24 protein-coding genes are annotated in these 25,357 nt (G+C 53.8%); 5 read left to right on the top strand and 19 right to left on the bottom strand.

Annotation, left to right across the window (positions count from 1 at the left end):
• Positions 1 to 9: 9 nt before the first annotated feature.
• The 12 genes from emrA to ED901_RS20280 form a co-directional block, all read right to left on the bottom strand.
• Positions 10 to 1,188, bottom strand: coding sequence for a multidrug efflux MFS transporter periplasmic adaptor subunit EmrA (gene emrA, locus ED901_RS20335; RefSeq protein WP_056782012.1), 1,179 nt, complete (start codon positions 1,186 to 1,188; stop codon positions 10 to 12).
• A 30-nt stretch (positions 1,189 to 1,218) separates the two neighbouring features.
• Complete coding sequence (locus ED901_RS20330; RefSeq protein WP_122097065.1) at positions 1,219 to 2,673, bottom strand: efflux transporter outer membrane subunit; 1,455 nt, start codon at positions 2,671 to 2,673, stop codon at positions 1,219 to 1,221.
• Positions 2,674 to 2,696: 23 nt separating this feature from the next.
• Positions 2,697 to 3,218: a transcriptional repressor MprA gene (gene mprA / locus ED901_RS20325; protein ID WP_056782008.1), complete on the bottom strand. Its 522-nt coding sequence runs from the start codon at positions 3,216 to 3,218 to the stop codon at positions 2,697 to 2,699.
• 179 nt (positions 3,219 to 3,397) lie between these two features.
• On the bottom strand, positions 3,398 to 3,739 hold the full coding sequence (gene ygaH / locus ED901_RS20320) for an L-valine transporter subunit YgaH (protein ID WP_122097064.1): 342 nt from the start codon (positions 3,737 to 3,739) through the stop codon (positions 3,398 to 3,400).
• On the bottom strand, positions 3,729 to 4,490 hold the full coding sequence (locus ED901_RS20315) for an AzlC family ABC transporter permease (RefSeq protein ID WP_371414336.1): 762 nt from the start codon (positions 4,488 to 4,490) through the stop codon (positions 3,729 to 3,731). Before ED901_RS20315 ends, ygaH begins: the two co-directional genes overlap by 11 nt.
• A gap of 165 nt (positions 4,491 to 4,655) precedes the next feature.
• Positions 4,656 to 5,840 carry an MFS transporter gene (locus ED901_RS20310; protein ID WP_122097063.1) on the bottom strand — a complete coding sequence of 395 codons (1,185 nt, stop codon included), beginning with the start codon at positions 5,838 to 5,840 and terminating at the stop codon, positions 4,656 to 4,658.
• Between the two features lie 188 nt (positions 5,841 to 6,028).
• Positions 6,029 to 7,024 (bottom strand): glycine betaine/L-proline ABC transporter substrate-binding protein ProX, encoded by a 996-nt coding sequence (gene proX / locus ED901_RS20305; RefSeq protein WP_056782002.1) that lies wholly within the window; start codon positions 7,022 to 7,024, stop codon positions 6,029 to 6,031.
• A gap of 25 nt (positions 7,025 to 7,049) precedes the next feature.
• Positions 7,050 to 8,060, bottom strand: a complete 1,011-nt coding sequence (proX, locus tag ED901_RS20300; RefSeq protein WP_056782000.1) for a glycine betaine/L-proline ABC transporter substrate-binding protein ProX — start codon at positions 8,058 to 8,060, stop codon at positions 7,050 to 7,052.
• Positions 8,061 to 8,162: 102 nt separating this feature from the next.
• On the bottom strand, positions 8,163 to 9,362 hold the full coding sequence (gene proW, locus ED901_RS20295) for a glycine betaine/L-proline ABC transporter permease ProW (RefSeq protein ID WP_122097062.1): 1,200 nt from the start codon (positions 9,360 to 9,362) through the stop codon (positions 8,163 to 8,165).
• Positions 9,359 to 10,555, bottom strand: coding sequence for a glycine betaine/L-proline ABC transporter ATP-binding protein ProV (proV, locus tag ED901_RS20290; protein ID WP_056781996.1), 1,197 nt, complete (start codon positions 10,553 to 10,555; stop codon positions 9,359 to 9,361). The genes proW and proV overlap by 4 nt, the downstream gene beginning before the upstream one ends.
• A gap of 589 nt (positions 10,556 to 11,144) precedes the next feature.
• Entirely contained in the window at positions 11,145 to 11,858 is a 714-nt protein-coding gene (locus tag ED901_RS20285; RefSeq protein WP_056781995.1) for a response regulator, read from the bottom strand.
• On the bottom strand, positions 11,851 to 13,515 hold the full coding sequence (locus tag ED901_RS20280) for a sensor histidine kinase (protein ID WP_122097061.1): 1,665 nt from the start codon (positions 13,513 to 13,515) through the stop codon (positions 11,851 to 11,853). Before ED901_RS20280 ends, ED901_RS20285 begins: the two co-directional genes overlap by 8 nt.
• Before the next feature lie 337 nt (positions 13,516 to 13,852).
• On the opposite strand from ED901_RS20280, the gene ED901_RS20275 reads away from it, so the two are divergent.
• The 3 genes from ED901_RS20275 to ED901_RS20265 all read left to right on the top strand — a co-directional run bounded on the left by ED901_RS20275 (position 13,853) and on the right by ED901_RS20265 (position 16,689).
• Positions 13,853 to 15,211 carry a 2-hydroxycarboxylate transporter family protein gene (locus ED901_RS20275; protein ID WP_122097060.1) on the top strand — a complete coding sequence of 453 codons (1,359 nt, stop codon included), beginning with the start codon at positions 13,853 to 13,855 and terminating at the stop codon, positions 15,209 to 15,211.
• Positions 15,212 to 15,404: 193 nt separating this feature from the next.
• Positions 15,405 to 15,965 carry an NlpC/P60 family protein gene (locus ED901_RS20270; protein WP_056781989.1) on the top strand — a complete coding sequence of 187 codons (561 nt, stop codon included), beginning with the start codon at positions 15,405 to 15,407 and terminating at the stop codon, positions 15,963 to 15,965.
• Positions 15,966 to 16,230: 265 nt separating this feature from the next.
• Entirely contained in the window at positions 16,231 to 16,689 is a 459-nt protein-coding gene (locus ED901_RS20265) for a hypothetical protein (RefSeq protein WP_136374640.1), read from the top strand.
• 102 nt (positions 16,690 to 16,791) lie between these two features.
• Here ED901_RS20265 and mgrA read toward each other — a convergent pair whose 3' ends face one another.
• The 6 genes from mgrA to ED901_RS20235 form a co-directional block, all read right to left on the bottom strand.
• On the bottom strand, positions 16,792 to 17,832 hold the full coding sequence (gene mgrA, locus ED901_RS20260; protein ID WP_122097058.1) for an L-glyceraldehyde 3-phosphate reductase: 1,041 nt from the start codon (positions 17,830 to 17,832) through the stop codon (positions 16,792 to 16,794).
• Between the two features lie 129 nt (positions 17,833 to 17,961).
• Entirely contained in the window at positions 17,962 to 18,945 is a 984-nt protein-coding gene (gene nrdF / locus ED901_RS20255; protein ID WP_056781984.1) for a class 1b ribonucleoside-diphosphate reductase subunit beta, read from the bottom strand.
• A 20-nt stretch (positions 18,946 to 18,965) separates the two neighbouring features.
• Complete coding sequence (gene nrdE, locus ED901_RS20250) at positions 18,966 to 21,128, bottom strand: class 1b ribonucleoside-diphosphate reductase subunit alpha (RefSeq protein ID WP_122097057.1); 2,163 nt, start codon at positions 21,126 to 21,128, stop codon at positions 18,966 to 18,968.
• Entirely contained in the window at positions 21,110 to 21,514 is a 405-nt protein-coding gene (gene nrdI / locus ED901_RS20245; RefSeq protein WP_122097056.1) for a class Ib ribonucleoside-diphosphate reductase assembly flavoprotein NrdI, read from the bottom strand. Before nrdI ends, nrdE begins: the two co-directional genes overlap by 19 nt.
• 10 nt (positions 21,515 to 21,524) lie before the next feature.
• The gene (gene nrdH / locus ED901_RS20240) at positions 21,525 to 21,764 is read right to left on the bottom strand and encodes a glutaredoxin-like protein NrdH (RefSeq protein ID WP_056781978.1); all 240 of its coding nucleotides are present in this window, start codon (positions 21,762 to 21,764) and stop codon (positions 21,525 to 21,527) included.
• Between the two features lie 301 nt (positions 21,765 to 22,065).
• On the bottom strand, positions 22,066 to 22,497 hold the full coding sequence (locus ED901_RS20235; protein WP_056781976.1) for a carboxymuconolactone decarboxylase family protein: 432 nt from the start codon (positions 22,495 to 22,497) through the stop codon (positions 22,066 to 22,068).
• 122 nt (positions 22,498 to 22,619) lie between these two features.
• Between ED901_RS20235 and ED901_RS20230 the strand changes: the two genes are divergently transcribed.
• Positions 22,620 to 24,068 carry a PLP-dependent aminotransferase family protein gene (locus ED901_RS20230; protein WP_122097055.1) on the top strand — a complete coding sequence of 483 codons (1,449 nt, stop codon included), beginning with the start codon at positions 22,620 to 22,622 and terminating at the stop codon, positions 24,066 to 24,068.
• A 132-nt stretch (positions 24,069 to 24,200) separates the two neighbouring features.
• Here the strand turns inward: ED901_RS20230 and ED901_RS20225 are convergent, their stop codons facing one another.
• Positions 24,201 to 24,506, bottom strand: a complete 306-nt coding sequence (locus tag ED901_RS20225) for a YqjD family protein (protein ID WP_056781972.1) — start codon at positions 24,504 to 24,506, stop codon at positions 24,201 to 24,203.
• Between the two features lie 303 nt (positions 24,507 to 24,809).
• On the opposite strand from ED901_RS20225, the gene ED901_RS20220 reads away from it, so the two are divergent.
• The coding region (locus ED901_RS20220; RefSeq protein ID WP_122097054.1) for an MFS transporter at positions 24,810 to 25,357 on the top strand (548 nt) is incomplete at its 3' end.

Below are 25,357 nucleotides of genomic sequence, written 5' to 3'. Positions count from 1 at the left end.
CCGGAAATATTAGCCTGCATTGGCATGAATAACGTCAGCAATGATGGCGTTAACCGGTGCCAGATCCAGCGTCAGAGCCGTTGTCTGATACAGCGGTTCAGTACGCACTTTATTCGCCAGCACCAGACCATCACGGTTTTGCGTATCGACCGTGACCAGCGCCGACAAACCAATACGCAGCGGATGTTCTTTCACTTCCTGATCGTTAAGCTCGATACGCACCGGTAAACGCTGGACCACTTTGATCCAGTTGCCGGTGGCATTTTGCGCAGGTAACAGCGAGAACGCGCCGCCGGTGCCCATGTCCATCCCCACCACTTTGCCGTGATATTTCACGTCGTCACCGTACATATCGCTGACCACGGTCGCGGCCTGGCCGATACGCATATTGGCTAACTGTGTTTCTTTAAAGTTGGCATCCACCCAGATGTGATGAGCCGGCACTACCGCCATCAGCGCAGTGGAAGAGTTGATCTGCTGACCAATCTGTACCGCACGGCGGGAAACGAAACCGTCAATCGGGCTGCGCACTTTGGTACGTTGCAAGGCGAGCCAGGCATCACGCACCTGCGCGGCGGCTTGCAAAACCTGCGGCTGCTTATCGACCGGCGTATCCAGAATCATCGCCTGATTGGCGTTGTATTGCTGAACGGCGACATCGTATTGCGCTTTCGCGGTATCCACGGCATCACGGGCGTGTTGCAGTTCCTCACGGCCAATCGCATCGACATTTCCCAGCACAACGCGACGCTTGAGGTCAGTTTGCGCCTGTTGCAACTGGGTCTGGCGCAGGGCGATATTGGCCTGATACTGCTTACCGTTGATGATCAGCTGATGCGTCTGGCGCACGCTGTTGGCCAGCGCCGTTTTAGAGCGCTCGAAAGCCTGCTCCGCATCGGTCGGATCGATCGTCACCAGCACGTCGCCTTTTTTCACAAAGTCGGTGCTGTCGAAATTCACGTCGGTCACGCTGCCCGACACCTGCGCCATAATCTGCACCTGATTACCGGCGACATAGGAGTCGTCGGTCGACTCGAAATGACGTAACACCAGCAGCCAGTAAAACAGGTAGGCGATGGCGATAATAATGAAAATCCCGGTCAACAAGAGCATCGCGGTTTTGCGCGTTTTTTTCTTATTTCTCGGAGCTTGCGGCGTTGCTGCCTGAGTTTCGGCATTTGCGCTCATGGTCTTCTCCACGCTGAGTCTGTGTAATTATTATGATTTTTGATCCGCAGCCGGGGCCTGATAGCCACCCCCGAGCGCACGGATAAGACTGATTTTTGCCTGCATCACCTGACTGCTGGCATTAAGTTGCGCCTGCTGTTGTTGCAGAAGCGCTGACTGGCTGGTCAACAGCTCATCCCGTCCGATGATGCCAGCGTTGTATCTTGCATCCGAAACGCGATACACCTCTTCCAGCGATTTCGCGGCAGAAGAAGCCTGCTGCAATTGTTCAACGCTGCTTTTCGAGACAGTGATGGCATCCGCAGTTTGCTGGATGGCGTTCAGGATGGTCTGGTTATACGACTCAACGGACTGGTCATATAACGCGGACTCTTCGCCCAGTTTGGCGCGCAGCGCACCGGCGTGGAAAATCGGCAGCGAAATCGCTGGCGTGATATTCCAGGCTTTGCTGGCGGCTTCCAGAAGATTCGGGCTGGTGCCTCCGTAGTTGGTGGTCGTCAGACCGCCGAAGGCGCTGATGGAAAGGCTTGGGTAGAACTCTTTTTTCGCGGCGCTGACGCGCTGGGAATAGGATTCGACCAGATCGCGCTGTGCGGCGATGTCAGGGCGTTTACCCAGCAAATCGAGGGTCAGCTCACCTTGGGGTGCCAGCGCGTCAGGCGATGGCAGTGCCACGGCGTGCAGCCCGTTCATGGCGTCGGGGCCACGACCGGCCAGTGCCGATAACTCATGGCGCAGTTGCTCGGTTTGCGACTTCAGCGTGATAATCTGTTGCTTCGCGCTGTCGGCCTGTGCCTGCGTCTGTTGCGGGATCTCAATGCCATATACCCCCGCCTGATACTGCGCTTTACGCAGATCGGCCAGACGCTGGTTGTTATCTACCTGATGTTGCAGAACGTCCTGAAGGGCCAGATTGGCCTGCAACTGATAATAGGCTGACGCCACCGAACTGGTCAGCGTCAGAGCGGCTTGTGCCTGTTCAGCACGGGCGGAATCCACCTGTGCTTTCGCGGCATTCACCTGATTGCGGTATTTTCCCCACCAGTCAAACTCATAGCTCAGATTCAGGCCGAGGCTGTTGCTGCTGTCATAGATAGGCGCTTCGGGGTAGCTGGTCAGAAACGGCGGAATGGTGTTTTTAGCCACACGTTCACGTCGCGTCGATCCATTCAAATCCAGATAAGGGCCATTGGCCGCATCCGCTTCGCCCATCACACTCTGCGCTTCGCGCACGCGCGCTGCCGCCTGACGTAACGACGGCGAATTTTGCAACGTTGTGGTCATCAGGGCATCGAGTTGCGGGTCATTAAGACTGCGCCACCACTGTGGGCCGAGGGTCAGGGAGCTGACCTTTGCCTGCTGCAGATGAAGCTGTTGCGTATCCAGCAGCGACGACTGAGGAGCAATACTATTACTGGAGGCGCAGCCGGCCAAAATCAAAACGGCAAACAGCGGCGTAAGCCTCCAGCGAGCTTGGAGTGACATGTGTGGTTTACCTGAACAGAAATTTAGAATTGTTGCAGTGCTGTCGCATCCATCTGATCAAGGCGAGTTAACAGTTTGCGCGTCAGGGTTTCTAACTGCTTCTGTTCATCTGCGTCTAAGGTCGACCAGAGGAAATGCAGGCTCTTGTGTTGAGGCGGCAGTAACTTCTGAATAAAGGCTTCGCCATCAGCGGTCAGGTGCAAGTGCAGGCAACGGCGGTCGTTGTCGCTTTCACGGCGTTCGATCCATCCACGCTTTTCCAGCTCATCCGCAATGCGGGTGGCGTTGGTACGGGAAGAGCCCAGTGCAGAACTCAGTTCAGAAGGCTGAATGCTGTGGCTTTCCTGCGCATCAAGCGTCAGTAACGCCATAAACAGGGTTTCGTTGATCCCTTGCGCTTTCAGCATTTTGTTGCGATTTTCCAGCAACTTACTTTGCATGTGCATACAAAGACGGGTCAGCAAAATTTCCTGATAAGGAAAATCTTTTTGCTTTTTAGCCCGGAAATTTAACATTTTTTCAATTGGCGAGAACGAACTGTCCATATGAGAAGCCTCATTAGTTACAGATGACATAGTAACGATGGTAATTAATAATATCAATGTTATGAATCACCAATTCTTTAGCAATTAGTGTGATTCATAACCCCGGTGAATTATTCGATGTTTAAAGCATTCAACAAATTTTGATTACGTGTTGCCAGAGCGTAAAAAAATAGTGGGTTTCACACCGCCATCAGCATCACCTTGAACACCAGACCGTACGCCACGGCGCCAGTCAGCGTGGCAATAATGATGCTTTTTGTGCGCCAGAAAATCAGCGTCAGCAGCACGAAACCGGCCAGTGACGGCAGCAGTCTTTGCGGGTCACGCATTACGTCCGGCGCGCCTGAAACCACCAGCAACGCACAAATCGAGGCGATACCAATGCTGTCGAGCACGCGGGAGAGCGGGCCGCTTTTCAGGCCACCTGAGGTTCGCCGCGCGCCGATGCGCAGGGGCAAATAGCGGAACAGGTAATTGACCACGCCCACCAGCAGACACACCAGAATAACGTCAGTGCTCATCGGAGATGACCTCCGTCGCAGATGTCGCCTGGGGCCGTTGCAGCAGGGCGGCCAGGCAACCGGCCGCGAGCCCGCAGCCAATGGCGGCGGGAATTGACCAGAACATCAATCCGCTCAGAGCCCCGGCCAGCGAGGCAACAAACACCATGCTTTGCTGGCGCTTAAACGCCGCGAGCAGAAAACTCAGGAACAGCGCAGGCAACATAAACCCGAGCGCAGCCTCAACGGCGGGAAAATTTTCCAGCGGACCGTTGCCAAACAGCGCGCCGATGGCGGTGCCGAAAACCCAGGAAAGCCAGGACGAGAGCGCAATGCCACACATCCAGTCCTCGCTCCAGCTGCGTTTATCGCGAATAAGTTTGGTGGTGGCGGCGGCGAACACTTCATCGGTCAGGCCGAACGCCCAGAGCGCGGTTTTCCTGCCATTGAGTTTTCCCACCAGACGGTTACGCAAAGAGGGGCCGTACAGGACGTGTCTGACATCCATCGCCATGACCGTCAGGGCGCAAACCCATAAAGACATTCCGGCGCTGAGCAGCGCGGTGATCACAAACTGGCTGGCGCCTGCGTAGATAAGCACGGAGAACAACAGACTTTCAGCAGGGGTAAAGCCAAGTTTGACGGCGCTGAGGCCGAAAGCAAAAGCGATGGGCAGATAACCGATCACTACGGGCAGGCTGTCAGTCACACCTTGCCGGAAGGTGGAAACGCGGGCGGGATCAGGATTGGTTTGCATGGATGTATAAAACATTGTGAAACCGGAGTGTGGCCGGCGAATAATTCATGACGCAAACATTACCAGACTGTAAGTATTGTTAACACCCTTTGGTACAAATAAATTTCAGCAATGATTATTCGCAAGCTAATCAGGAGGGGTGATGATTCCCTCCTGATTCTATTTTAACCGCCCCGATAATCAGGCGAGTTTGTATTTGTGTCCCTGCCACCAGACCAGCAGATTCAGTACGCACATCAGCGTGCCCGCGAGGGAAACGCCATACCAGCCCGCGGCCTGATAGGCCGAAGCCGACACCAGCGAGCCGACCGCGCCACCGATAAAGTAAGTGGTCATATAACCTGCCGTGAGGCGGTTACGTGCTTCGGGCATGGTCTTATAGATAACACTTTGGTTGGTGATGTGTACGCCCTGAACCGAAAGGTCCAAAACGATGATGCCGATAATCAGCGAGATAACCGAATGCTCACCGTAAGCAATCGCCGCCCACGACAGCAGCAGCAGGATTAACCCGGCGGTGGTGGTCAGATGCGCTTTGCCTTTATCGGCAAGATTGCCCGCACGGGTTGCCGCCAGCGCACCGGCCGCACCCACCAGACCAAACAGGCCGATCACCCCTTCGGAATAGTGATACGCCGGGCCGGCCAGCAGGAACGCCATCGAGGTCCACAAAATGCTGAAGTTAGCGAAGCAGAACATGCCCACCAGCGCACGGGTACGCAGCACCGGCGTGTGAATGAACAGCGAGAAAATAGATTTCAGCAGTTGCGGATAATTCAGATCGGTTTTTTGCTCATGTTTCGGCAGCTTGCGCCACAGCACCAGCGCCATGACGATCATCAGCGCACTCGCCACCCAATACACCGTACGCCAGCCGCCCAGTGACGCCAAAGCACCCGCGACGGTTCGCGCCAGCAAAATGCCCAGCAGCAGGCCTGACATAATCAGCCCGACCACTTTTCCGCGACGCTCCGGCTCCGCCAGCGTGGCAGCCAGTGGCACCAGAATCTGCGCGACCACGGAAAACAGCCCGGTCAGCGCGGTGCCCACTAACATTATGGTCAGCGTCGGTGCCATGGCGGTGATCAGTAACCCGGCGGCGGAAAGCAGTGTCATCAGCACAATCAGGCCGCGACGTTCAAACATATCGCCCAGCGGCACGATAAACATCAGGCCGCAGGCATAACCGAGTTGCGCGACGGTGACGATAAAACCGGCCTGATTGACCGACAGATTGAACGCGCGGGCAATGGTTTCCAGCAGCGGCTGCGGGTAATAATTACTGGCGACGGCAAGCCCGGTGGCAATCGCCATCAGAATGATCAGCGCCGGGCTGAGTGGAGAATGTGTTGTAGTTTTTTTCATAGTGAGAATAAACGGATCTTATTGAAGGAGCAGGGAAATGCGAGCGACGATTATCGTTATGATAAAAATATTAAACCAATGAATAGTTTTAATGGCAACTATCTGGTTTTGTAATAGAGGTTTTATCGTACATAAAAACGGGCGGAGATTTCTCCCCGCCCGTTGCTGTTTCTGCCTTCGTTACTGGTTTATTTGGCGGCGGCAGCCGCTTCTTTTACCCAGCCGTCGAACTGTTCCTGGTGGGCTTTGATCCAGCCATCTGTCTGCGCGGAGATGTCAGCATCGGAATTTTTACCGGCATGCATCGCGGCATTCTGCGCATTGATGTCTTTCAGTGGCAGTTTCATGATGGCAAACAGTTTTGCAGCAGCCGGGTTTTTCTCAGCCCAGGCTTTGTTCGCCACGATGTGCATGGTGCTCACCGGGAAACCATAGTTTTTACCGTTTGGCAGTTTGGTATCGGCGTTTTTATCACCCGGCACCACGGAGAACGGTACCTGCATCCACAGTACGTCTTTACCTGGGATCAGCACGTTGCTCACCCAGTACGGCGTCCAGGTGTAATAGAAGATAGGTTTACCTTCTTTGTAACGCGTGATGGTGTCGGCAATCATCGCGGAATAGTTACCCTGATTGTGCGTCACGGTATTTTCCAGACCATAGGCTTTCAGCTGCTCATTCAGCGCAGCTTCACAACCCCAGCCCGGCGTACAACCGGTCAGATCGGCTTTGCCGTCACCGTTGGTATCAAACAGTTTGGCCAGTTTCGGATCTTTCAGCTGTTCGATATTGGTGATGTGATATTTCTCAGCGGTTTTCTTATCGATAAGCCAGCCCTGTGCCGCGCCGGTTACGTATGTCCCTTCGCGGTAAAAGACTTTATCGCCACCGGCGGCTTTGTACATTTCATCATGCAAAGGTGACCAGTTAACGGCGGTGAACGTCGCATCACCGGCAGCCAGCGTGGTGTAGCCGACGTTGTAATCGACCTCACGGGTTGGCTGAACGTCATAGCCCAGTTTTTCCAGTGCTTTGCTGACCAGCTCTGTCTGAAAAGACTCTTCGCTGATGGTGCTCTGAACCGGCGTGACGCTGATGCCTTTACCCGGCAGATCGGCGGCGAAAGTGGTGGCAGTGGCGAGCGTGGTAAGAGCGGCAACCGCCCAGATTCCTGTCTTCTTCATAAATTCCTCGAATTGTTGTTATTAATTATTTTGCGGCAGCGGCGGCTTCTTTGATCCAGCCGTCGAAAGTGGCCTGATGCGCTTTGATCCAGCCGTCAACGTGTTGCTGAATGTCGGCTGAAGAGGATTCCCCTTCATGCATCCGCAGGTTCTGTGCATTCACGTCGCTCAGTGGCAGTTGCATGATGGCGAACAGTTTTGCCGCTGCCGGGTTTTTCTCAGCCCAGGCTTTGTTGGCGACAATGTGCTCGTTATTGACCGGGAAACCGTAGTTTTTGCCGTTAGGCAGCGTGGTATCCATGTCTTTCTGTGAGCCCGGTGTGGCAGAGAACGGCACTGTCAGCCAGACCACGTCTTTGCCGGGTTTCAGTTCGTTGCTCACCCAGTACGGTGTCCAGGTGAAATACAGCACCGGCTTGCCGGATTTATAACGGGTCAGCGTGTCGGCGATAATGGCCGAATAGTTGCCCTCGTTTTGCGTCACGGTATCGCTCAGGCCATAGGCTTTGATTTGCGTATTCACTACCGCGCCGCACACCCAGCCCGGATTACAACCGGCCATATCGGCTTTTCCGTCACCGTCGGCGTCAAACAGTTTGGCGAGTTTCGGATCTTTCAGCTGCGATAAATCATGAATGTTGTATTTGTCAGCGGTTTTCTTGTCGATCAGATAACCCTGCGCCGCGCCCTTGATGTAAGTGCCCTGACGGTAGAACTTCTGGTCGCCACCGGCTGCGGTGTACATGTCTTTTTGCAGCGGCTCCCAGTTCACGGCCATGTAGGTAGAATCGCCGCTGGCAATCGCGGTGTAGGCGACGTTGTAATCCACTTCGCCGGTTTGCTGAACGTCATAACCGAGTTTTTCCAGCGCGCGGTTGACCAGTTCGGTCTGGAATGTTTCTTCCGCGATGGTGCTTTGCAACGGTTTGACGACCACGCCTTTACCCGGTAAATCGGCAGCGAAAGCGGCAGGTGTTGCTACTGCTAATGCGAGGATGAGTGTTTTGATCGGTGTTTTATTCTGAGTTGTGCGCATGGTGAACCCTTATTCTTGCTGGTGAATACGTAAGAGTGGACTGCGTTTTTTCGCTTTGAGAGTTCCCGGCGGCGAACCGCCGGGAGAAGTGCAGTGCCTGAATCAGGCTTTTTTGGCGAATGGCTTCATCACCAGGCCGACAGGACCGCGGGTGAACCAGCGGTGACCGCCTTTACTGCGGCTGTCGCGACCCATGGACTGTGTCAGACGGTCGAGGATGATGGCGAGGATAACGATACCCGCACCCCCGACTGAGGCCAGACCCATGTCCAGACGGCCAATACCGCGCAAGACCATCTGACCCAGACCGCCCACGGCGATCATCGAGGCGATAACCACCATCGACAGCGCCAGCATCAGCGTCTGGTTAATACCGGCCATGATGGTCGGCATGGCCAGCGGCAGCTGTACTTTGAACAGCAACTGGCGCGGGCTGGAACCAAACGACTTGGCGGCTTCGATCAGATCTTCCGGCACCTGATTGATACCCAGAATGGTCAGACGCACCACCGGCGGCAGGGCAAAGATGATCGTCACGACCACGCCCGGCACGTTACCGATACCAAACAGCATCACGATCGGCACCAGATACACGAACGCCGGTGTGGTTTGCATGGCATCAAGCAGCGGCCTGATAATTTTCGCCGCCCGCTGACTGCGCGCCAGCCATATTCCGAGCGGAAGGCCTATCAGAATACAGAAGAACAGCGACGTCAGAACCAGCGCCAGCGTCACCATTGCCTGTGACCAGGCACCGATGGCGCCGATCAGGACCAGAGACACCAGCGTGGCGGCACCCATGCCTAACCCCGCCATCTGCCAGGCGATCAGCGCAAACACTAAGATCGCAATCGGTGCAGGCAGCGTTTCCAGACCGTGCTGGAAGCCGCTCAGGACGAAGTCGACCGGCACGCGGATCCCCTGGAATACCGGACGGAAATTCGTGACCAGCCAGTCGATCCCTTCCGTCACCCAATGGTCGAGCGGGATCAGCGTACTGTGGAACGGATCGAGAATAGAAAAATGCTGATGCTGTTCGGGTGCAACGCTCAGCCAGTCATTGGCCTGTGCTGCGGCGTGGTGCGTGGTATCCGGCGCGCTGGTAGCGGCATCGCTGCCGCCGCCCCAGGGATCGCTGCTGCCCGCATCGGCTGGTGCAGCAGAAGTGGCGGCGTCGGCTTGTGGCGCCACACCGCCGCTGGCGTTATCGGCACTCCACGGATCGATGGACGGATCCAGCGCCTGAGCCTGTGCGGCCTGAGCGTGCTGAGTGACTGAGTTCGTGATATGTGAAGTGCTCATTCGTTACCCCCTTCTTTGTCCAGCGCCTGAAGCAGCATGGCTTTGGAAATAATACCGATATAGTTATTGTCCTCATTGACCACCGGCACGGCGCAAGGCGCAGCGGCGACCAGAGAAATCAGTTCGCTGAGCGGCATGTCTGCCTGCACCGGTGCCGGAGATTCCAGCAGGGCGCTTTCCAGCGGCTGATTAGCTTTCAGCGCGGTTTTCAGGGATTCAATCGACACAACGCCGATGAATTTCTGTCCACGTTCAAGCACATAACCATATTCGCGGTCTTCATCTTCCAGCAGCTTAAGCGCGGCACGGGGACCAAAACCGGGGGTTTTACGAATGAGTGCGCCACGACGGCGCGCAATGTCTTTGGCACTGAATACCTGACTGATATCCACGCCACGGAAGAAGGTACGGACATAGTCGTTGGCCGGGTTATTCAGAATGTCTTCCGGTGTGCCGACCTGTACCACTTCGCCGCCCTGCATAATGGCGATGCGATCGCCTATGCGCATGGCTTCATCTAAGTCATGAGAAATAAACACGATGGTGCGCTGATGCTGAGCCTGAAGCTTCACCAGCTCATCCTGCATTTCGGTACGGATTAACGGGTCAAGCGCCGAGAAGGCCTCATCCATCAGCAGAATGTCGGGGTTATTGGCCATGGCGCGGGCCAAGCCCACACGCTGACGCATACCGCCGGACAGTTCATCAGGATAAGAATTAGCATAGTTTTCCAGCCCGACCTGACGCAGCGCATCCAGCGCTTTGGCATTACGCTCTTCCACCGGCAGACCGGCGAGCTCCATCCCGAACGCGGTGTTATTCAACACGGTCAGGTGTGGCATCAGCGCAAAGGACTGAAACACCATACTGATTTTGCTTCGGCGCACCTGGCGCAGTTTTGCTTCTGAGATTTTAGCGATGTCTTCGCCGTCGATCAGTACTTCGCCGCGGGTGGGCTCTATCAGACGATTGAGAAGGCGTACCATGGTGGACTTACCGGAACCGGATAACCCCATGATGACGAAAATCTCGCCTTCTTCAATGGCCAGACTGGCATCTTTAACGCCAAGTGACAGACCGGTTTTCTCAAAAATTTCTTCTTTACCCTTGCCTGCGTCGATCATCTTGAAAGCGCGATCCGGGTTTTCGCCAAATACCTTATAAAGATTCTTTACTTCGATTTTAATTGCCATGCAATGTGCATTCCTTGGATATAAATAGCCGTATCGGCTCGATGTCTAGTTTTTCTGTTGGACCGTATAGGATCTTACCTGTAACGAAATAGTGAACGCGTTATACCCTAACACATCGACATTCTGAGACAAGTCTCAATGTTTCCGAGGAATATTCATGATTGTGTTCCTGGTTACCTATTTATCTGTATTTGCAGTGTTTAATTACGGTAAATCCGCATTGACAATTAATGACACATTACCCCGTGCGATGACGGGGGGTTAATCGCTAATTTAACGGCAGTGCATTTTTGCTTTTAATATATTTAATGTATTGATTTTACTGGTATTAATATCTTTTGTTTTTGTAGGGTTTTAGGGTGAAATAATTGCGTGATTTATATCAAATTAATGCCGCTCAACCGGTGCGTATTGACAGGTGTAAATAGAGATTTCAGATTTATGTGAAAGGCGTGAATTTACCGGTTGTCTGAAAGCGACATGCGTTATGAAATTATCGTCTGAAGCAGTGGCGGAGGCGGGAAATTCGCCGGCGATGAGGCCGGCGGTGCGGGGGAAATTGGTCAGGAAAAACAGCCGAAATTCGTCCTCAGGATGCGGATTTTTCCGGGTCTGCTATTTTGCGATACAGCCGCCTCGGGTGGCCGATATTTCCATACTGCATCTCGACGCCGATAAAGCCCATTTCCACGCAATATTCCAGATAACGGCGGCCGGTGGTTTTGCTGATCCCAACCTCTTCCACCACCTGTTCAACAGACCAGCTGACCTCCGGCCTGGCGTTAAATACCCGCTGAACCAGTTCCAGCGTATTGGGCTCGATGCCTTTCGCGGAAGGGGCGGGCGGCGTGTCGCTGGCGGGCAGGTTGAACAACCGGTCCAGCGCACGCTGATCGACCACTTTGACATGGCGCAGCGTTTGTACCAGCTGCATAAAACGTTCAAGCGAGCTGCGCAGGCGATGGAAAGACACCGGTTTGATGATGTAATCGAACGCGCCGCTGCGCATGGCCTGGCTACAGGTTTGCATATCGCTGGCGGCGGTAATGAAAATCACCGAGCAGTCGAAGCTTTTCAGTAACGGGCTGTCAATCAGATCCACGCCCTGGCCGTCGGGCAAATAGTTATCCAGCAGGATCAACCGTGGCTGATGCAATCTCAGCTGCGTACGCGCCTGCTCAAGCGTCGAGGCCAGGCCGACCACGCGCAGATTGAAATTTTGTTCGATAAAATCGCGGTGCAGACCAGCAAGGTGCGGTTCATCTTCCACAATCACGACATCGAGTGCGCTGCTGTTATTCATGTTTCTTTCCTGTTGAAGCATCCGACGTCGTCGGGATAAACACTGAAAAAATCGTACCCTGCGGCGTATTGTCTGAGATTTCGATGCTGCCGCCCGCCTGACGGACGTAACTCGCCACCAGATACAGACCGATGCCATGTTCTGCACCGGTCATCTCATCGCCGCTCAGCGGCTTGGTGGTGACGCCCTGTTCGAACAGATGCGGCTTGAGGGCGTCGTCCACGCCGCCGCCGCGATCGGCCACCTCAATCAGCAGTTCATGGTTTCTGTCGGAAATGTACAGCTCTACCGGCACAGCCGCTGTACCGGCGTTCAGGGTGGCGTCCACAGCGTTGTCCAGCAGATTACCGATAACCGACATCAGCTCGGTTTCACTGATGGCCGCCGGAATGCGCAGTAACTGACAGGCCGGATCGAACGCCAGTTCGACGCCTTTTTCCCGCGCGCTGACGTATTTCCCCAGCAGCAGGCCGCACAGCGCAGGCGACGTAAAGCGCGCCGACACAAAATCCAGCACGGCCTGCGCGCCTTCGGACTGTGCCTGAATGTAGCGCATCGCGTCGTCGTAACGCTGCATTTGCAGCAAACCGGCCAGCGTCGCGGTCCAGTTCAGCTGTTCATGACGCATGATGCGCAGGTTATCCGCATAGCGTTTCACCTGGCTCAGCTGGCTGCTCAGCGTATTAATGTCATTTTTATCGCGAAAGCTGAATACCCATCCGCTCTCTTTGCCGGGCTCCAGCTCAATCGGAACGCGGTTAACAATCACCTGTCGCTGATTAAGCACGGTAATCTGATCGTGGCGGCTGCTGCTGGCGGGGTTATCTTCCACGACACCGCTTTGGGTAAAGAATGTCGGCGGCGTTTCTAGCACCTCATCCAGCGGTTTGCCGAGCAGCTGGTTTTCGGGCTGGCGAATATCCAGCAGTTCTCTTGCCGCGCGGTTAATTAAAATCAGCTGCTTCTGGCCGTCAATTGCAAATACACCTTCATACATGGCTTCCAGTAACGCTTTCTGCTGGCGCACCAGCAGCGCAATATCTTTGGGCTCCAGCCAGAACATCTGTTTTTTAACGTTGCGGGTAAACACCCACGAAAAAATAAACAGCAGCAGTAAAAGCAGCATGCCGTATAAACCGGCCTGCGCCAGACGGCGGCCATTGATATTGTCGATGTAAGACGTCAGATAACCGACGGAAACAATGCCGATCACCTGTTTACTGGCATTCAGGATCGGCGCCTTGCTGCGTAATGACACGCCAATCCCGCCCTGACGCACCGAAATAATGGTTTTGCCGGCCAGCACTTCTGCGTTATCCCCGCCAATCATCGGCAGATCTATTCGCTCCGGCGATTCGGAATGATAAAGATGTCGCTCGCGCACGTCGCCAATGACGATATAACTGGCATCGCTTTGATCACGCAGCGGCTGAATTAACCGGGCAATGCCCGCCACGTCGCGATCGGCAACTTTCTGCGCCAGCCCCGGCATCAGCGCGATTTCACTGGCCTGAACCCGCGCCCGCTGGCCGAGATCGTGATGCAGTTGCCGGTCGATCACGTGAAATAAAATCGCGCCCAGCAGCGCTAACAGCAGGCACGAAAATAACACCAGAGATAAGAAGAGTTTTACCTGAAAAGGTAATCTGCGTTTCATACAACCTGCCACGGAGAAAGTCACCTGCCACGGGGAAAATCAAAAGCCACACATCGAATAACCCTATCACGGCACAAATGCCATCGTCATCGGACAACGGCAGAGTTGTGAACGGGCAATTAAATTCGTCTTTATTTCACGCAGTAATTACAGGGTTAATATGGGTTTTTACTACTAATCTGATAATCCTTATAAAGGCCGTCGCATTAACACCATAAAAACCATAACAACCTTAATCCCTGCGGGTTTAATTTGAACAAACTCACATCCGCCCTGACGCCCTGTTTTTTATGCTGGCACTCTCAATAAAAAGTCACGATAAGAAAAGGGCGATGTCATGAGCACAACCGACGATTCCTACATTGTTGTTAAAGAAGACACCAAAAAATCCACAGCCTCCGCCAGACAAAAATGGTGGCATATTTTGGATAACTACAAGATAGGGATTATTCCGCTGCCTTTCTTCCTGCTGGCGGGGGTGCTTATCCTGCTCGATTGCCTCAATGGCAAACTGCCGAGCGATATCGTCGTGATGGTGGCGACGCTGGCCTTCTTCGGATTTGCCTGCGGCGAGTTTGGCAAACGCCTGCCGGTGGTGGGAAAACTGGGCGCGGCGGCGATCTGCGCCACTTTTATACCTTCAGCGATGGTGCATTACGGCCTGCTGCCGGACGTCGTGGTGGATTCCACGGTGAAATTCTACAAATCCACCAACATTCTCTATCTCTACATTTGCTGCATTATCGTCGGCAGCATCATGAGCATGAACCGCCAGGTGCTGATCCAGGGGTTTATGCGCATATTTGTGCCGATGCTGTGCGGTGAAATCGTCGGGATGCTTGCCGGGATGGCCGTGGGTACGGCGTTAGGGTTACCGCCGGTGCAAACTTTCTTCTTCCTGATCCTGCCGATCATGGCCGGTGGGGTGGGCGAAGGGGCGATCCCGCTGTCGATGGGTTACGCCACTCTATTGCATATGGAGCAAGGCGTGGCGCTGGGCCGTATTCTGCCGATCGTCATGCTGGGCAGCCTGACGGCGATCGTGCTGGCTGGCGTACTTAATCAGATCGGCAAACGGTATCCGCATCTGACCGGCGAAGGCCAGCTGATGCCCTCTAAAAAAGGCCAGATGGGCAGCGGCACCGACGAGTTTGAGGGCAATCCGGGCGTGAATGCGCTGGCCTGCGGTGCGCTGCTGGCGATCTTGTTGTACATGGTGGGCATGCTTGGACAGAAGTGGATCGGCCTGCCCGCGCCGGTCGGCATGTTATTTGCGGCAGTGGTGGTGAAGCTGGCGAACGGGATTTCTCCGACCATTCAGCACGGATCGATGGCGGTCTATAAATTCTTCCGCACCGCCGTGACTTACCCGGTGCTGTTCGCGGTCGGCGTGGCGATCACCCCCTGGCAGGAGCTGATCGACGCTTTTACCGTGCAAAACCTGCTGGTGATCGTCACCACGGTGGTGGCGCTGGTGGCGACCGGCTTTTACGTCGGCAAGAAAATCGGTATGCACCCGATCGATGTGGCGATCGTCTCCTGCTGCCAGAGCGGGCAGGGTGGCACCGGCGATGTGGCGATCCTCACGTCCGGTAACCGCATGACGCTGATGCCGTTCGCGCAAATTGCCACGCGCATCGGCGGGGCGATCAACGTTTCCGTCGGGCTTTTCGTGCTGGCGAAGTTCTTCTCCTGAGCCTTTCTCCGCGCCCTCCTGCGGGAGGGCGTTGTTTCATAGGATAATTTCGGCGAGTCCTATTATGGACTGTTTTTCGGCTGGTTATTTTTCACCTGTCGTTTATTATTTGCGCACTCAACGACGAGTCACCCGCCCCGTTTGCTGGTTTACAGGTAAGGAAGAATAATATTTTTCAGAAAAGACCTCCGACATGTTTCGTTTTAAAACATTTATCTCTGCATTATTAATTTCTTCTCCTTTATTAGTCAGCATGAATTCTTTTGCATTTGATTTGCCAGGTGAATTCAGGGCGATCGGTAACCATCAGTTTGCCGACAATGAACTTTTCAATATAAAAGAATCCGCCGTTTATGACGGAAATACAGGCCGGTCAAAAAACATTAAATCGGCGTTGTTATCTGAATATTCAAACTGGAAAGGCACCCAGTATCACTGGGGCGGCACCACACACCAGGGGGTGGATTGCTCCGCGCTGATGCAGCATATCTTTAATGATTCACTGCACAAAAAATTGCCGCGCACCACGTTTGAACAAATCAGGAATGGCCGGGCAGTCAGTAAAAATAATCTTAAACCCGGCGATTTAGTGTTTTTCAAAACCACGCCGGGGGATCGCCACGTTGGTGTGTATATCGGTGAAGATCAATTTATTCATGCTTCCAAAATTGAAGGCGTCACGATTTCTTCACTGGATAATCAGTATTGGGTAGACCATTACGAAACGGCTCGCCGTTTAGAACTCACCGCATAATGCTTTATAAATAACCATAAAAGTTAAAACTGCGGGGTATTTATGGTTTCGATTTATATTTCGTAAATGATGAAATAAGTATTTCTAAATTGAAATACGACTATTTTTAGCAGAGAATTATTTAGCGGTTCGTCACTATCTCACTTGTTTAGGATATTTTATGAAGTCAGTTTCAACCCGAAGTATTGCAGGAATGCTCGCTGTTATTGTTATTGCAGGCTCCATGCTTGCAGGATGTGATTATAAATCTACCGGAGACAAAAATATGAAATTCGCAAATATTGAGCAAATCATGATCGACTCAGGCCTGGCGGCTCAGGAAAAAACGCATCTGGAACAGGTGCACCAGAGCCTGCAGGACGGCGCCAAATTAGTGGAAGAGAATTATAAAACGCTGCCACAGGATAAAGTCCCTCAGGCCCGTCAGGCTGATGCTAACGTACTGAATGCACAATGGCAGGCTCAACAAATGGCTGCGCGTAATGCTGTAGTAGCAGAAGTGAAAACGGTCACGGAGCAATACCGTGAAGCGCATAAAATTGATGCAATCATGCCTGTTCAAAGTGCAATGAGTTATTCAAAAGATCTGGATGTGACGGCGGATCTGGTGGCCAAACTGAAAGATGTGAAAATCAAATTTGGTGAAGTGCCGACTATTTCTCATAAAGAAGCTGCACCGGCAACCGCTCAGCCTGCTAAAGAACCCGCTGAAAGCGTGAAATAATCAGCAGCACCCGTTGTTAATAATGTTTTAAATGAAAGCTAAGTGCCCCTAATTAAATGACCCTGTATCGGGGGTTTAATTAAGGGCACTTTTTTTGCCATCTTATTTATCGGAGGATGCCTGCCACAGATTCAGTTGCCCGTCCGCCACATGCTTATCTATCGCCGTCAACTCTTCAGCTGTAAAACGCAGATTTTCCAGCGCTTTCACGTTTTCATCCAGTTGCTCAGGGCGGCTGGCCCCGATCAGCACCGACGTCACACGTTCGTCTTTCAGTAACCAGCTCAGCGCCATCTGCGCCATGGTCTGGCCGCGCTGTTGCGCCATCTCATTGAGCAGTTGCAGACTTTTCAGATTGGCTTCGCTGAGCATATTGGCATTCAGCCCGCGCACCTTATTCCCTTCCACCTGCATCCGCGACCCGTCCGGGATCCCGTTGAGATATTTACCGGTCAGCAGGCCCTGCGCCAGCGGCGTAAACGCGATACAGCCCGCGCCGTTTTGCTCCAGCGTATCCAGCAAACCGCTCTTATCGACCCAGCGGTTGAGCAAATTGTAAGACGGCTGATGAATAAGCAGCGGTACTTTCAGCTCACGTAACAGCCCCGCCATTTTCTGCGTGCGTTCCGGTGAATAAGACGAAATCCCGACATACAGCGCTTTGCCACTTTGCACCGCATACGCCAGCGCGGCGGCGGTTTCTTCCATCGGTGTCTCTTCATCCACACGGTGCGAATAGAAGATATCAACGTAATCCAGCCCCATGCGTTGCAGGCTCTGGTCGAGACTCGCCAGCAGATATTTGCGCGAACCGCCCGCACCGTAAGGCCCCGGCCACATGTCGTATCCGGCTTTGGTCGAGATGATCAGCTCATCGCGATAAGGGGCAAAATCCTGTTTGAGCAAACGCCCAAAATTCTCTTCGGCGGAACCCGGAGGCGGGCCATAGTTATTGGCTAAATCGAAATGGGTAATGCCTAAATCGAAGGCTTTTTGCAGCAAGGCGCGTTGTGATTCCAGCGGGCTGACGTGGCCGAAGCTATGCCACAGGCCGAGCGAAAGGGCGGGGAGTTTTAAACCGCTCTGACCGCAGCGGCGAAATTGCATGGTTTCATAGCGGGAGGGGGAGGCCGTATAAGGCATGATGTTTCCTTTTTCTGATCGTGTAGGGTTTTGAAACACTGTTTCTATACTAACGCTCAGAAAAATAACGGCAACAGCAGAAAGCGGGGTTTATGTCAGCCCTCCGCGATGAAGGGGAGGGCGAAGACATCAGAAATCCCAGTCCTCATCTTCGGTGTTAACGGCTTTGCCGATCACATAGGAAGAGCCGGATCCTGAGAAGAAATCGTGGTTTTCGTCGGCGTTTGGCGACAATGCGGAAAGGATCGCCGGATTCACATCCGCCATGCTGGCCGGGAACAGGGCTTCGTAGCCGAGGTTCATCAGCGCTTTATTGGCGTTGTAATGCAGGAATTTCTTCACATCCTCGCTCCAGCCTACGCCGTCGTACAGTTCTTCGGTGTAGCGGATCTCGTTGTCGTACAGATCCTGAATCAGATCAAACGCCTGCTCTTTGATCTGACGCTGACGCTCTTCGCTTTCCAGCGCCAGCGCTTTCTGGAATTTATAGCCGATGTAGTAACCGTGAACCGCTTCATCGCGGATGATCAGACGGATCAGATCGGCAGTGTTGGTCAGTTTGGCGCGGCTCGACCAGTACATCGGCAGATAGAAACCGGAATAAAACAGGAAGGATTCGAGGAACACGCTGGCAACTTTCTTCATCAGCGGATCTTCGCCGTCGTAATACGACAAAATGATCGCCGCTTTATTTTGCAGCGCGACGTTTTCTTCGCTCCAGCGGTAGGCCTCATCCACGTCCACGGTGGCGCACAGCGTCGAGAAAATCGAGCTGTAAGAACGCGCATGCACCGCTTCCATAAAGCAGATATTCGAGTAAACCGCCTCTTCGTGTGGCGTCACCGCATCTTTCATCAGCGTCGGCGCGCCGACCACGTTTTGCACGGTATCCAGCAGCGTCAGGCCGGTAAACACGCGGATGGTCAGCTGCTTTTCCTGCGCGCTCAGCGTCGCCCAGGAAGGAATATCGTTCGACAGCGGCAGCTTTTCCGGCAGCCAGAAGTTGGAGGTCAGACGGTTCCACACTTCCAGATCTTTATCGTCCTGAATTTTGTTCCAGTTGATGGCTTTGCTGACTGGCTGCGGTACTAATAATTGTTTTACTGCACTCATTTTTTCGTCCTTTCAATCGGTTACAGCGTACAGGAAACGCAGCCCTGAACTTCAGTGCCTGCCAGCGCCATCTGACGCAGCCGAATGTAATAAATGGTTTTGATGCCTTTGCGCCAGGCGTAAATCTGCGCTTTGTTGATGTCGCGCGTGGTGGCGGTATCGCGGAAGAACAGCGTCAGCGACAGCCCCTGATCGACGTGCTGCGTGGCTTCGGCATAGGTATCGATAATTTTTTCCGGCCCGATGTCGTAGGCATCCTGGTAGTAATCCAGATTGTCGTTGGTCATAAACGCCGCCGGATAATAGACACGGCCAATCTTGCCCTCTTTGCGGATTTCCACGCGGGACACAATCGGGTGAATACTCGACGTCGAATTATTGATGTAAGAAATAGAACCGGTCGGCGGCACCGCCTGTAAATTCTGGTTATACAGGCCATGCTGCATCACAGAAGCTTTCAGCGCCGCCCAGTCTGCGGTGGTCGGAAGGGCAATTCCGGCGTCGGCAAACAGTTCGCGCACGCGGTCCGTTTTCGGCTGCCATTTTTCGGCCTGCGCATCATCGACATATTTGTCGAAATAGGTGCCGCTGGCGTAGGTGGAATCGTTGAAACCTTTAAACGACTGCTGGCGCTCAATGGCGATCTGGTTCGACGCGCGGATCGCATGGAAAGCCACGGCGCAGAAATAGATATTGGTGAAATCCAGACCTTCTTCCGAGCCGTAATAAATACGCTCGCGGCACAGATAACCGTGCAAATTCATCTGACCCAGGCCGATGGCGTGTGAATCCTGATTTCCCTGATCGATAGACGGCACCGAGCGGATGTTACTCATGTCCGACACGGCGGTCAGCGCACGCACGGCCATTTCCACCGTGTTGCCGAAATCCGGTGAATCCATCGCCGAGGCGATATTCAGCGAGCCGAGATTACAGGAGATGTCTTTACCGATTTCCTCATAGGAGAGGTCTTCGCCGTAGATCGTCGGTGAATTCACCTGCAAAATCTCCGAACACAGGTTGCTCATGTTGATGCGACCTTTGATCGGATTGGCACGGTTGACCGTGTCTTCAAACATCATGTACGGATAGCCAGATTCAAACTGAATTTCCGCCAGCACCTGGAAGAATTCACGCGCGTTGATTTTGCTTTTGTGAATGCGTTTGTCATTCACCATCTCGCGGTATTTCTCGCTGATGCTGATTTCAGACATCGGCACGCCATACACTTTCTCGACGTGATACGGCGAGAACAGGTACATATCTTCGTTGTTCTTCGCCAGTTCGAAAGTGATGTCCGGAATGACCACGCCCAGCGAGAGCGTTTTAATGCGGATTTTCTCGTCGGCGTTTTCACGTTTGGTATCGAGGAAACGCAAAATGTCCGGGTGATGGGCGTTCAGATAGACCGCGCCCGCGCCCTGACGTGCCCCCAGCTGGTTAGCGTAAGAGAACGCATCTTCCAGCATTTTCATGATCGGGATGACGCCGGAAGACTGGTTTTCGATGCGCTTAATCGGCGCGCCCACTTCGCGGATGTTGGTCAGCATAAACGCCACACCGCCGCCGCGTTTGGACAATTGCAACGCCGAGTTTACCGAACGCCCGATGGATTCCATGTTGTCTTCGATACGCAACAGGAAACAGGACACCAGCTCGCCGCGCTGTTTTTTGCCGCAGTTGAGGAACGTCGGCGTCGCGGGCTGGAAGCGGCCGGAAATGATCTCATCGACAAAATGACCGGCGAGCTGAATGTCGCCGCGCGCCAGCGTCAGCGCCACCATGCATACGCGATCTTCATAACGCTCGAGGTAACGCTTGCCGTCGAACGTTTTCAGCGTGTAGCTGGTGTAATACTTGAATGCGCCCAGAAAGGTCTGGAAGCGGAATTTTTTGGCGTAAGCCTGTTTGAACAACGCTTTAATATCGTCAAATGCGTACTGATCCAGCACCGCGGCTTCGTAATAACCTTCTTCCACCAGATAGCGCAACTTCTCTGCCAGATTATGGAAAAACACGGTGTTTTGATTCACGTGTTGCAGAAAATACTGACGCGCCGCCAGCCGGTCTTTATCGAACTGGATGCGACCTTCGGCATCGAACAGATTGAGCATGGCGTTGAGCGCGTGATAGTCCGGGCTGGAGGTGTCCGCCTCGGTGAGATTCATTTCTGTCGTTGCCAAAATTCAGTAACTCCCTGTGTAACCTTTGCAACGTCTTCCGGCGTACCCAGTAATTCAAAGCGATACAGGTAAGGGACCTGACACTTCTGGGCGATGATGTCACCGGCAATGCAATACGCTGCGCCGAAATTGGTATTCCCGGCGGCGATAACGCCGCGGATGAGTGAACGGTTGTGTTCATCGTTCAGAAAACGGATCACTTGTGTCGGTACCGCGCCTTTGGCCGATCCGCCGCCGTAGCTCGGCACCACTAAAATGTACGGTAATTCGACACGCAATTTTTCTGGCTGGCGATCTATCGGGATGCGGATCGCCGGCAATCCTGTTCTGCCGACGAAGCGATGGGTGTTTTCTGAACTGCTGGAAAAATAGACCAACGGATTCATCCGCCGGCCCTCAGAACGCGTTCTGAAGCTGACGCAGGGCGCTGATTTTGTCCGGACGGAAACCGGACCAGTGATCGTCACCGGCGACAATCACCGGAACCTGCTGATAACCCATGGCGCGAACCTGGCCGAGGGCCTGATCGTCCTGAGTTAAATCGATCACTTCATAGGCAATGCCATGTTTATCTAATGCACGGTAAGTCGCATTGCACTGGACACAGTCTGGTTTACTGTAAATAATAATGCTCATGATTCGTATTTCCATTTGGTAAGAAATCAGAGACAATTTTTGCCTTCCCGCTGTGCGGCTGCTTCAGCCGGGGGAAAGACGCGAGAGTCGGTGCCTTCATGGCGTCCCGATGGATTGAATACTAGATGTGGTAATTAAAATATTCAACCACACAATATGTAGATATTTCAAAAATGCGTATTGCATAAATGACAAAGCCCGCAGGCAGCGGGCTGGAGAGAGAAAACTTTTTTTGACCCGATTTGTTGCGCAACGCGACGCAAGAATATGTTCAAAAAATAAACACTACACTTTCAAAAAGTTACTGGCGCATGCCGACGGCGAGGCGGTTAAACGCATTCATCAGACCAACAGCAAATGTCAGTTCTGAGATTTCCACGTCGCTGAACTGTGCTTTCAGTGGCGCAAACGCCTCATCCGGTGCGCCGGTTGCTGCCACGAGCGTCAGGGATTCCGCCCACGCCAGCGCCGCACGTTCACGCTCTGAATACGCATGGCTGACCTGCCAGCCCGCCAGCTGATCCAGTTTGGTCTGCGCGACATCCATTTTGCGCAATGCTTTGGCATGCATATCCAGGCAGTAGGCGCAGCCGTTAATTTGCGAAACCCGCAGGAATGCCAGCTCGATAATCACGTTATCCAGCGGACCGTTTTCCAGCGCACCGAGCGCCGCTTTCATGGGTTCCATCACGGAAGAAGACAGGGAATAGTAAGGCAGGCGAAGTGCGGTCATGATGATTTCCTCTGGGATTTTGGTGTAAACAGTGACGCACGTTGCGTCTCAATGAACGCCACTTTACGCTGTACATGGTCTACACTACAGGGCCATAAAATGTCTATTTAAGCAGGTCATGAATGAGCCGTTTCAGCCTTGCCTTTCAGCTCGATCCCCGACACAAAGAACCGCTTTACCGGCAGATTTATCAGCGGGTAAAACAGGCGATCATGACAGGGCAACTTAAACGCGACAGCCGCGTGCCGTCGGTGCGGGCGCTGGCCAGTGAACTCGGCGTGGCGCGCGCCACCGTTGAAAATGCCTATGGCCTGCTGACGGCAGAAGGATTTCTGCAAAGCCGCGGACAGGCCGGAACGGTGGTCAGCGCGCCGCAGAGCTTATCCGCCCCCGCGCCCTCGCCGGTGAGAAAAATCGCCGTGCCCAAACCCATTAACCCGATGCTGCCATCCGTGTCTTCGCTGCCTTTTCAGCTCGGCCTTCCGGCGCTGGATGCATTTCCCCGTGCAATCTGGTCGCGCATTGTTTCAAGGCAAATCCGTCACACCAGCATGAACGATTTAGGCCATCCGCCGCTGGCCGGTACCGACGGTTTACGCCATTCCATTGCCCGTTATTTGCAGCTTTCCCGGGGTTTCACCTGCCGCCCGGAGCAGATTTTTATTTGCGCCGGATATGCACCGCTGCTGGATCTGGTCATCGGCAGCCTGTTACAGCCGGGCGATGGCGTATGGCTGGAAGATCCGGGGTATCCGGTGACGCAGGCATTTTTCTGCGCAGCCGGGGCGGTGCCGATGGCGGTGAATGTCGATGAGGAAGGCATGAATGTGCCGCAGGCGGTAGCCCAGCACCCCCATGCGCGTTTCGCCGTGGTGACACCCGCGCATCAAAGCCCGACCGGCGTGACCATGAGTTTAGCGCGGCGCATGGCGCTGCTCGACTGGGCGGCGAAACAGCAGGCGTGGATTATCGAAGATGACTACGACAGTGAGTTCCGTTATCACGGCCAGCCGCTGCCCTCGCTGAAAAGCCTGGATACGCAGGGGCGTGTGATTTACGCGGGGACGTTCAGCAAAGTGATGTTCCCGGCGCTGCGCTGCGGTTATCTGGTGGTGCCTGAAAGTCTAGTGGAAAAGATCGAGGCGTATTGCCCGCTGCGCATTTGCGGCACGCCGCCGCTGATACAAAACAGCATTGCGGAATTTATTGAACAGGGGCATTTTTACCGGCACCTGAAACGGATGCGTCAGCTGTATGCAGAGCGGCGCGGCTTTCTGGAACAGGCCCTGAGGGCAACGTTTTCGCCGGACATGCTGCGGGTAAATCAGCAGGCCGGGGGGATCCAGCTTTGCGCCACACTCAGCCCGCATCTGGATGATGCGGCGATCGCGCGCGCTGCACGGGAGCAGGGGCTGGCAATACAGGCGTTGTCCGACTGGCAGGTGTTACGCCGCGAACGGGGCGATGCCCTTCGGCCAAACGGGTTACTGATGGGATTTCCAAACATCTGTTCGCCGGAGCAGGCGAAGCAGTGGGTTACGCGGCTGGCAGTGGCCTTTGCTGGTGCCTGAAAATAGAAAACGGAGCCCGGAGGCTCCGTCGTCTTTTTAGCAATCGCGCAGCAATGAGGGAAGCCGCGCTGGTGTCTGTGTTTCAACCATCCCGACACAGGAGTGAGACACCTTAAATTGCCCTTTCAGTGACTAGCGACGTCCTAACAGGACACCGATCACAATACCGACTGCTGCACCGGCACCGACGCCATACCACGGATTATCTTTCACATAATCATTGGCCTGAGCGGCAGCATCACGGGCATGCTTGCTGATTTTATCGCCGTTAAAGCGTGCACGTGTATCACGTAAAACGCCCTGGGCTTTGCTGCGTAGCTTATCCAACTCATCCTTGGATTTGTTCCCGGCAGACTGAAGAACTTCATCCAGCGTGTCAGCCAGTAAGGTCACATCCTGATCAATGCTTTTTTCTACTTTATCTGTTTTCTTAAACATTCGGCCTCTCCTTGTTGAACGATTTTTTTCAGTTTTTTACTGTGTTTAAAACTGATACTTAAAGCATAGACCAAAATCCTGCATCAGCGGGTTCCACGAGAACAAATGCCTGTATTTGCAGGGGTGAACAGGCCATGAGGCTGGTCGGAAAAGTCAGGCGTGGCGCGGACTTGCGTGACGCGGATCAGATTTTTCTGCAAGTGACGATGACGTTACAGCCAATAACATTTTTACCCCCGTTCAGCCGCGAAAACCTGTTTATACTGTTGATCCCAGTCTCAGTATTCACATCCGGTTTTGCTCATGTCTTTAAGTACGCTTCGCGCCAATCTTCAGCTCAATAAACGCATTTTGTCGTTTATGTTATTCACCTTTGTGGTCTATCTGACGATTGGCCTGCCGCTGGCCGTATTGCCGGGGTTCGTACACAACACGCTCGGTTATAACTCGGTTCTGGCCGGGCTGATTATCAGCGTTCAGTATTTCTCCACCCTGATAAGCCGCCCGCATGCCGGACGTTATGCCGATCAGCTCGGCCCAAAACGGGTGGTCATTTTTGGCCTGATTTGCTGCGGGCTCAGCGGCGTTTTCTACATGCTGGCATTTATGTTTGCGCATGTTCCGCTGGCCAGCCTGCTGCTGCTCTGCGTCGCCCGTATTTTCCTCGGCGTCGGGGAAAGCTTCGGCAGCACCGGCACCACCCTGTGGGGGATCGGCGCGGTCGGCCCGATGCACACCGCGCGGGTGATTTCCTGGAACGGCGTGGCCACCTACGGCGCAATGGCCGTTGGCGCACCGCTGGGCGTGATGCTCAATCACGGCTTTGGGCTGCCTGGCGTGGCGGTGCTGAT

This window comes from Rahnella sp. Larv3_ips, from assembly GCF_003697865.1.
Lineage (GTDB): Bacteria > Pseudomonadota > Gammaproteobacteria > Enterobacterales > Enterobacteriaceae > Rahnella > Rahnella rivi.
Note: the sequence above shows the minus strand (reverse complement) of the source record. Positions and strands in the feature narration are given on the sequence as shown.

Excerpts from the sequence above, each read along its gene's own strand:
- ygaH (WP_122097064.1), bottom strand. The coding sequence starts at position 3,739 with ATGAGCACTGACGTTATTCTGGTGTGTCTGCTGGTGGGCGTGGTCAAT.
- ED901_RS20315 (WP_371414336.1), bottom strand. The coding sequence starts at position 4,490 with ATGTTTTATACATCCATGCAAACCAATCCTGATCCCGCCCGCGTTTCC.
- nrdI (WP_122097056.1), bottom strand. The coding sequence starts at position 21,514 with ATGAATCCGTTGGTCTATTTTTCCAGCAGTTCAGAAAACACCCATCGC.
- nrdH (WP_056781978.1), bottom strand. The coding sequence starts at position 21,764 with ATGAGCATTATTATTTACAGTAAACCAGACTGTGTCCAGTGCAATGCG.
- ED901_RS20310 (WP_122097063.1), bottom strand. The coding sequence starts at position 5,840 with ATGAAAAAAACTACAACACATTCTCCACTCAGCCCGGCGCTGATCATT.
- proV (WP_056781996.1), bottom strand. The coding sequence starts at position 10,555 with ATGGCAATTAAAATCGAAGTAAAGAATCTTTATAAGGTATTTGGCGAA.
- emrA (WP_056782012.1), bottom strand. The coding sequence starts at position 1,188 with ATGAGCGCAAATGCCGAAACTCAGGCAGCAACGCCGCAAGCTCCGAGA.
- ED901_RS20230 (WP_122097055.1), top strand. The coding sequence starts at position 22,620 with ATGAGCCGTTTCAGCCTTGCCTTTCAGCTCGATCCCCGACACAAAGAA.
- proX (WP_056782002.1), bottom strand. The coding sequence starts at position 7,024 with ATGAAGAAGACAGGAATCTGGGCGGTTGCCGCTCTTACCACGCTCGCC.
- ED901_RS20285 (WP_056781995.1), bottom strand. The coding sequence starts at position 11,858 with ATGAATAACAGCAGCGCACTCGATGTCGTGATTGTGGAAGATGAACCG.
- proW (WP_122097062.1), bottom strand. The coding sequence starts at position 9,362 with ATGAGCACTTCACATATCACGAACTCAGTCACTCAGCACGCTCAGGCC.
- mprA (WP_056782008.1), bottom strand. The coding sequence starts at position 3,218 with ATGGACAGTTCGTTCTCGCCAATTGAAAAAATGTTAAATTTCCGGGCT.
- ED901_RS20270 (WP_056781989.1), top strand. The coding sequence starts at position 15,405 with ATGTTTCGTTTTAAAACATTTATCTCTGCATTATTAATTTCTTCTCCT.
- mgrA (WP_122097058.1), bottom strand. The coding sequence starts at position 17,832 with ATGCCTTATACGGCCTCCCCCTCCCGCTATGAAACCATGCAATTTCGC.
- ED901_RS20280 (WP_122097061.1), bottom strand. The coding sequence starts at position 13,515 with ATGAAACGCAGATTACCTTTTCAGGTAAAACTCTTCTTATCTCTGGTG.
- ED901_RS20225 (WP_056781972.1), bottom strand. The coding sequence starts at position 24,506 with ATGTTTAAGAAAACAGATAAAGTAGAAAAAAGCATTGATCAGGATGTG.
- nrdF (WP_056781984.1), bottom strand. The coding sequence starts at position 18,945 with ATGAGTGCAGTAAAACAATTATTAGTACCGCAGCCAGTCAGCAAAGCC.
- ED901_RS20330 (WP_122097065.1), bottom strand. The coding sequence starts at position 2,673 with ATGTCACTCCAAGCTCGCTGGAGGCTTACGCCGCTGTTTGCCGTTTTG.
- ED901_RS20275 (WP_122097060.1), top strand. The coding sequence starts at position 13,853 with ATGAGCACAACCGACGATTCCTACATTGTTGTTAAAGAAGACACCAAA.
- proX (WP_056782000.1), bottom strand. The coding sequence starts at position 8,060 with ATGCGCACAACTCAGAATAAAACACCGATCAAAACACTCATCCTCGCA.
- ED901_RS20235 (WP_056781976.1), bottom strand. The coding sequence starts at position 22,497 with ATGACCGCACTTCGCCTGCCTTACTATTCCCTGTCTTCTTCCGTGATG.
- ED901_RS20265 (WP_136374640.1), top strand. The coding sequence starts at position 16,231 with ATGAAATTCGCAAATATTGAGCAAATCATGATCGACTCAGGCCTGGCG.